The 6,637-nt window shown below is 57.5% G+C and carries 4 protein-coding genes and 3 pseudogenes; 5 read left to right on the top strand and 2 right to left on the bottom strand.

Annotation, left to right across the window (positions count from 1 at the left end; genetic code table 11):
• Positions 1-505: SDR family NAD(P)-dependent oxidoreductase (locus DBR24_RS07670; protein WP_128614402.1), on the bottom strand; the 505-nt coding region annotated here is incomplete at its 3' end.
• A gap of 140 nt (positions 506-645) precedes the next feature.
• Here DBR24_RS07670 and DBR24_RS07675 point away from each other — a divergent pair.
• From DBR24_RS07675 to DBR24_RS07690, 4 genes and pseudogenes are all read left to right on the top strand, one after another.
• Positions 646-1,632, top strand: a complete 987-nt coding sequence (locus DBR24_RS07675) for a LysR family transcriptional regulator (RefSeq protein ID WP_128614403.1) — start codon at positions 646-648, stop codon at positions 1,630-1,632.
• Positions 1,633-2,026: 394 nt separating this feature from the next.
• A pseudogene (locus tag DBR24_RS07680) lies at positions 2,027-2,648 on the top strand (tyrosine-type recombinase/integrase).
• A gap of 131 nt (positions 2,649-2,779) precedes the next feature.
• On the top strand, positions 2,780-3,604 hold the full coding sequence (locus DBR24_RS07685; RefSeq protein ID WP_128614404.1) for an AraC family transcriptional regulator: 825 nt from the start codon (positions 2,780-2,782) through the stop codon (positions 3,602-3,604).
• A gap of 72 nt (positions 3,605-3,676) precedes the next feature.
• A complete protein-coding gene (locus tag DBR24_RS07690; protein ID WP_128614405.1) occupies positions 3,677-4,063 on the top strand; it encodes a cupin domain-containing protein in 387 nt (128 codons plus the stop codon).
• A gap of 244 nt (positions 4,064-4,307) precedes the next feature.
• Here the strand turns inward: DBR24_RS07690 and DBR24_RS07695 are convergent.
• A pseudogene (locus tag DBR24_RS07695) lies at positions 4,308-5,744 on the bottom strand (IS1182 family transposase).
• Positions 5,745-6,000: 256 nt separating this feature from the next.
• On the opposite strand from DBR24_RS07695, the pseudogene DBR24_RS07700 reads away from it, so the two are divergent.
• Positions 6,001-6,612, top strand: a pseudogene (locus DBR24_RS07700) (hypothetical protein); the annotation flags it as partial.
• Positions 6,613-6,637 lie beyond the last annotated feature (25 nt).

Here is a 6,637-nt window from a genome sequence, read left to right on the forward strand (position 1 = left end):
TCAGATCCTCTGCCCAGGTCCTAGCGAGGTTGCGCACGGCCGCCTTGCTCGCGCTGTAGGCGGTGAATCCGGGAGCACCCGTGGTGCCGGCGCTCGATCCGGTCAGGATGATCGAACCGCCCTCGCCCATCAGCGGCAGCGCCTTCTGGACCGTGAAGATGGTGCCCTTCACGTTGGTTTCGAAGGTTTCGTCGATATGGGCGGCGGTGATCTCGCCCAGCTTGAGTGGGCTGCCGGTGCCGGCATTGGCGAAGAGGATGTCGAGGGTTCCGCGCTCGGCCTTCACTGCCACATAGAGTCGGTCTAGGTCGGCCTCATCGGAGACCGAGCCCGTTATGGCGAGGGCCTTTGGTCCAAGCTCGGCCACGGCAGCGTCGAGCGCTTCCTGCCGACGGCCGTAGATGAAGACGAAGGCGCCTTCCTGGATGAAGCGCTTTGCCGCCGCGAGACCGATGCCGGTCGCGCCACCGGTGATTACTGCGGTCTTGCCAGTTAGTCTGTTCATGTTCGTATCCTTGGCTTAAGCGGTGGAGGCAGTGACCTCCGTTTGCTGTTGAGACCAATGTAGTGCAGCCGCTGCCAGTGTATTAGTCGGCCTTTTTGTGAATAATTGTTCCATCAATGGAATAATCGCTAGGATGCTCCATGAATCGAGATCTCAATGACACTTTGGTGTTCGTCAAGGTTGTGGAGTTGGGCAGCTTCACGGCTGCCGCAAACACGCTGCACATGCCCAAGGCGACCGTGAGTCGTAAGGTGCAGGAGCTGGAAGAGCGACTGGGTGCGCAGCTATTGCATCGCACAACCCGCAAGCTCGGCTTGACCGAGGCGGGCAACATCTATTTCGCGCATTGCCAGCGCATTGCGCGCGACCTGGACGAGGCGGAGAGCGCCGTCAGTGAGTTGCAGAGCGGGCCGCGAGGCTGGCTGCGCGTCACTGCATCTCATCCGGTGGGCAACACTTGGGTCGCGCCCTTACTCAGCGAATTCCACGCACGCCATCCGGACGTTCGCGTGGAACTGCTGCTGAGCAACGACCAGGTCGACATCATCGCCGGCGAAATCGACGTGGCGATGCGCGTTGGCACGCTGGCGGATTCCAACCTGGCGGCGCGCAAGCTCGCCGTGTTCCGTACCGCGATCTACGCCACCCCCGGTTACATCGAGCGTTTCGGCGAGCCGCTGCATCCCGACGACTTGATTTACCACCGGGCAACCGTGCAGACCAATCACCGAAGCGCCCACGGCTTCGCCTGGACCCTCGATGATGGAAACGGAAAGCTGCGCGAGTTCCCGGTCGACCCCGTCGTGATCGCCAGCGATCCGAGCGCCCTTCGCACTGTGATGATGGATGGAGAAGGCCTGATGCTGACCAGTGACGTCTTTGTGCGGGCGTTCGTCGAGCGGGGTCTGGTGCAGCGCGTGCTCACCGGCTGGCGTGGCACGGACCTCGATCTGCATGCACTGTTCCCGCGCGGTCAGGTGCAGTCACCGAAAGTGCGTGCCTTCGTCGACTTTCTAGTCGAGCGGCTGAATATCGAGGAGGGCTACCTGGAGGTGTTGAACGGCGATATCGGGCATGGTCCGCCCTGCGGCCGCGATGGAAGCCCCGGCGACGGCAGCGGCAGATAGGCACCGGATGCAATCTCAGTCAGCGCCCGAGTCAGGGCCGGCAGCCGCACGCGGTAAGGGCGAGGGATCGCGCACGACCGTCTAGCTGTATGAGCCCAGCACGTTGTTCAGTCGTATCCGCGAGATAGCTAAGAGGTCGTCGAAGCTGGCGTGAGGCCGATTCCAGTTACCCTGCGCGAGGAACGCATTCGACGTCGCGTATGGGTTGCCTGCCGTGGGAGACCAGCGAAGCTGATTCCTCAGCAAACGACACTGCTGGACAACGCCGCGACGAGGGTCGACGAACTGGTCATCGGAGTCTGCGACGCGCTGGGATCGAGAGGCCGCTATGGATCGGTTAGCGACCGTCGCCCTGATTAGCCATCCTTGTCTTTCCACACCTGGAGGACTTGTCATGAACATCATCGCTACCTGCAGCCGTCAGCCCTGGAACAAAGGAAAACTAGTCGGGCAGAAAGCCCCACTCCGATTGAGAGATATCTGGGCCATCCGAGTAAGGCTTCAAATTGCGGAAAAAACCCGGGGTCTGGCTCTCTTCGATCTGGCCATCGACAGTAAGCTTCGAGCTTGCGACTTAACCAAGCTCCGCGTGCGCGATGTCGCCCATGGCGAGCACGTATCATCCCGAGCCATGGTGATGCAGCAGAAAACGCAGCGGCCAGTGCAGTTTGAGATCACTGAGCAAACACGGTCAGCTCTCGTGGCCTGGATACATCAGGCCCAGTTACACAGCGAGGATTGCCTTTTTCCTAGCCGGCTGCATACCTCAGACCATCTATCCACTCGTCAATACGCTCGTATCGTCAAAGGCTGGGTGAAAGCCGTAGGCCTTGTTTCCAGCCATGTATGGCACTCACACAATGAGACGTACGAAGGCATCACTAATCTATCGCAGAACGAAGAACCTTCGGGCGGTTCAGTTGCTGCTCGGCCATACGAAGCTGGAGAGCACTGTTCGATATCTGGGGATTAAGGTCGATGACGCCCTGGAGATGGCGGAACAGACTGAGGTTTGATCATACATAGCGACGGTCGAAGTCAGACCGTCGCTAACCGGCCAGGAGCAGACATCTAAATACCCGAACTTGTATATTCCCGACAGACAGATTCTCACCACCAACGCGCAGAATCGGGAAGGTACACATTCATGGATCAGACAAATGGCCAGGCTGGCAATGTCGACTGGGTCATCCGCAGTGTTCAACCTGGAGGGATCGAGCGTATCGAAGCGTGGTTCGGCAGCCACGGCTACGATCCTCATCGACACGACACCTACTCGATCGGCCGCACGTTGGCGGGCGTCCAGAGCTTTCACTACGCAGGATCGCTGCGCCACGGTGTTCCCGGCAACACACTCGTGCTTCACCCCGACGAACTCCACGATGGCATGGCCGGCACCGACGCAGGCTTTCGTTATCGAATGGCCTACGTTGATCCGGCATTAATCCAGAACGTTCTGGGTGGAGAACCCTTGCCCTTTATCGCAGGGGGACTGTCGAGCGATCCGCGTCTGTTCCATGCCAGTGAAGCATTCGTGCAAGCGGTGAATCATCCACTGGAAACACTCGAGGAACAGGACGCGCTGTATGACTTGGCGATGGCGTTGCGTGCCGTCGCGGGCAAGCCGCGTGGGCGCAAGCGTATGGATTACCGCGCAACTGAGCGCGCCAGAGCATTCATCCTCGAACATGTGCACACCTGCATTACCCTGGAAATGCTGGAGCAAGCCAGTGGGCGCGAGCGCTGGAGCCTGTCACGCGACTTCAGAACACTTTACGGTACGAGCCCTTACCGATTTGTCACCCTGCGCCGTCTGGATCGGTTCCGCGCATTGATGCTAGAAGGTTTCGCTCTGGTGGATGCGTCCCTCATCGCGGGTTTCCACGATCAAAGTCATATGACGCGACACTTCACCCGCTGCTACGGAGTTCCACCCATGCGCTGGCTCGAACGATTGCGGGCCGCACGCTGACTTGCAGGATCGTACAAGAGCGCCCGACTCATGGCTCGATAGGCTGACGACTCCAACGATAGAGGAACCGTCATGTCTGAATTACGTCACCCACAAGCAACACTCCCGGTAAATCTGGTGCATAAGGCTTCGCTCATCGAACAGCAATGGAGCCCCAGGGTTGTTGCAGAGATGAATGACTACCAGTTCAAGGTTGTACGAATCGAAGGCGAATTCATCTGGCACTCACATCCTGAGACCGACGAAGCATTTCTTGTCCTAGAAGGCACCTTGCGCATCGACCTGCCGGATGGCTGCGTCTATGTGAATGCGGGTGAACTGTATGTAGTTCCCCGTGGTGTTGAACATCGGACGGCTGCTAAAGGTGAAGCAAAACTGATGATGATCGAGCCTCGAGGTATTTTGAACACCGGGCATGAAGATGGCGAAAGAACGGCCTTGAACGACGTCTGGATATAATCCAACGCCATCCTGTGCAATGTCTGCGCTGAGTTGAAAATAGTTGACCTTGGCCGGCAGCTATCGGCCCAGGCCGTGTGAAAACGCACTGAATACGTCGAAAGTTGAGAGCTACGGGCGTTGCCTGCGAAACCAGCAGACTGAAGCGCGAATTGCCCTCGTCAGTTACATAGGCGTTCGTAAATGCTGTTTGGGCCGCGTTAGCGGCCCAAACAGCCACTCACGGACGATCAAACGGCTGGATTCACGCCCTGATCGCTTCAAGCAGTTCTGAGATGCCGAAGATACTCATCATCCGTTTGAGGTTGTAGGCGAGCACATGAAGGCTCATCTCAGTACTCACCCTCGGCAGGGTTTTGGTCAGGAAGTGGGTACTTCCCATCCAGTATTTGAGCGTTCCAAAAGGATGTTCAACGGTCTGTCGACGACGCCTCATCATCGTTGGATCATTTTCCAGCCGTACCTGCATCGCATCGACTACGGCTTCATCTTCCCAGCGCTTTACCCGGCGCTCCTTACCGGTCGTACACTGCTTCTGCATTGCGCAGGACTGGCAGCCCGAGAACCAATAACAGTGCAGAAGCATGCCGTCTTCCACCGAAGAATGCCGCCGGGTCAGTAACTGTCCCGCAGGGCATCGATACTCGTCCGATGCAGCAAGGTAGATGAAGTCCTGCTTACCAAATCGGCCTTCGGCTTTGCTGCCAGATGTGAGGGGTTTCGGTACGAAGGTAGTAATGCCGGCTTGCTCGCAAGCAAGGATTTTCAGACCTTTGTAATAGCCTCGGTCGGCCACCACCGTTAGCGATTCAGCCTCGATTTCTTCACGCGCCTGGTTCGCCATATTGCTCAGTTACCCACGATCATTACCAACGTTGGTCACCTCGTGGACAACGATCAGATGGTGTTTGTCGTCGACAGCTGTTTGTACGTTGTAGCCAACCGTTCCGGTGCCTCGACCGCTCGTGGCCATTGAGCGTGCATCTGGGTCTGTGAGGGAGATCTGCTGGTCTGGACTTTCGTGGAGCTGCGCCTCGATTTCCTTGAGTTTCTGAATCTGCTTTTTCAGTGTTTCTATCTTTTCTTTAAGCCGCTCTGCTTTGGCCTCGGCGACTTCGGGTGTTGCCCCATCCGCCGAATCCATCGCCGCCAGATATCGATCAATACTCTGCTCGATCTGCTGCATGCGTGCCTTCACTTTGCCCTGAGTGAAGTTGTGGTCGCGATTATTGACGGCTTTGAATTTGCTGCCGTCGATGGCGATGATCGACTGGGAGAAGAGATTGAGGTTGCGGCAAAGAACTACGAACTGGCGGCATACGCTGCGAATGGCTTTGCCGTTGTCTTTGCGAAAGTCGGCAATGGTTTTGAAGTCCGGGGCCAAACGCCCCGTTAGCCACATCAACTCGACGTTGCGCTCGGCCTCACGTTCAAGCCGGCGGCTGGACTGAATCCGATTGAGATAGCCGTAGATATAGATCTTTAGCAAGACCGCTGGATGATAGGCCGGACGACCCGTTGCAGCAGGATCGACGCCCTCAAACCCAAGTGCGCCCAGGTCGAGTTCATCGACGAAAACGTCGACCACTCGGACTGGATTTTCTTCGGTTACGTAATCGTCCAGGCACTCCGGCAGCAAAGTCACTTGCGTCCGGGCCTCGCCTTCAATGAATCGCTTCATGATCGTCCTCGATACGATCTAGACGATCAGAAGATTAGACAATTGCAGGTGTTTTCACACAGCCTGGGACAAAAGCAGTCAGTATGCAGATCCATTTTGCGACTATTAAAGATTACGTTTAGCGAGCTATTAGCGTGTTACTCAATCACATTCTCCCTCCTCTCAAGACCAAGCGAACCCTCAGTCTCAGCTAAGTCTTCAGTCGTATCCTCCCCTTAGCGCAAGTTCAGCGCTGTTCAGGAGAGGCAACTCGCACATGAATCCCGCAAAAGCCGGATGGCTTAATAAAGTACCCGAAGTGACACTGGCCTTCTGGGTGATCAAGATTCTATCGACCACCGTGGGTGAAACCGGCGCCGACTTCCTGGCCGTTGACGCGGGGTTCGGCGCTGGCTGGACCAGCATCGGCATGGCGCTGCTGCTGGGTGGCGCGCTGTTCCTGCAAATGCGCAAAACCGCGTATTCGCCGTGGATCTACTGGTTGACCGTGGTGCTTGTGAGCATCGTCGGCACGCAGATCACCGACATCATGACCGACATGCTCGACATTAGCCTGTATGTCAGCACGGCGGTATTTTCGGTGCTGCTGGCGGTGAATTTCCTGATCTGGTTCACCGTGGAGAACAACCTGTCGATTCGCCAGATCAACACACCGCGGCGCGAACTTTTCTACTGGTCCACGGTGCTTTGCACCTTTGCTCTCGGCACCGCCGCCGGCGATCTGGCCACCGAAGCGCTGGGCCTGGGCTTCACCCTGGGTGCGGTGATTTTCGGGGCGCTGATTACGGCGACGCTGCTGGCCTGGCGCCTCGGGGCCAACGTGGTGCTGACCTTCTGGATCGCCTACATCCTCACCCGCCCGCTCGGTGGGCACCGAGCGGGCGGGTGAGGAT

Source organism: Pseudomonas sp. HMWF006, from assembly GCF_003061205.1.
Classification (GTDB): Bacteria; Pseudomonadota; Gammaproteobacteria; order Pseudomonadales; family Pseudomonadaceae; genus Aquipseudomonas; species Aquipseudomonas monsensis.

Excerpts from the sequence above, each read along its gene's own strand:
- DBR24_RS07675 (WP_128614403.1), top strand. The coding sequence starts at position 646 with ATGAATCGAGATCTCAATGACACTTTGGTGTTCGTCAAGGTTGTGGAG.
- DBR24_RS07685 (WP_128614404.1), top strand. The coding sequence starts at position 2,780 with ATGGATCAGACAAATGGCCAGGCTGGCAATGTCGACTGGGTCATCCGC.
- DBR24_RS07690 (WP_128614405.1), top strand. The coding sequence starts at position 3,677 with ATGTCTGAATTACGTCACCCACAAGCAACACTCCCGGTAAATCTGGTG.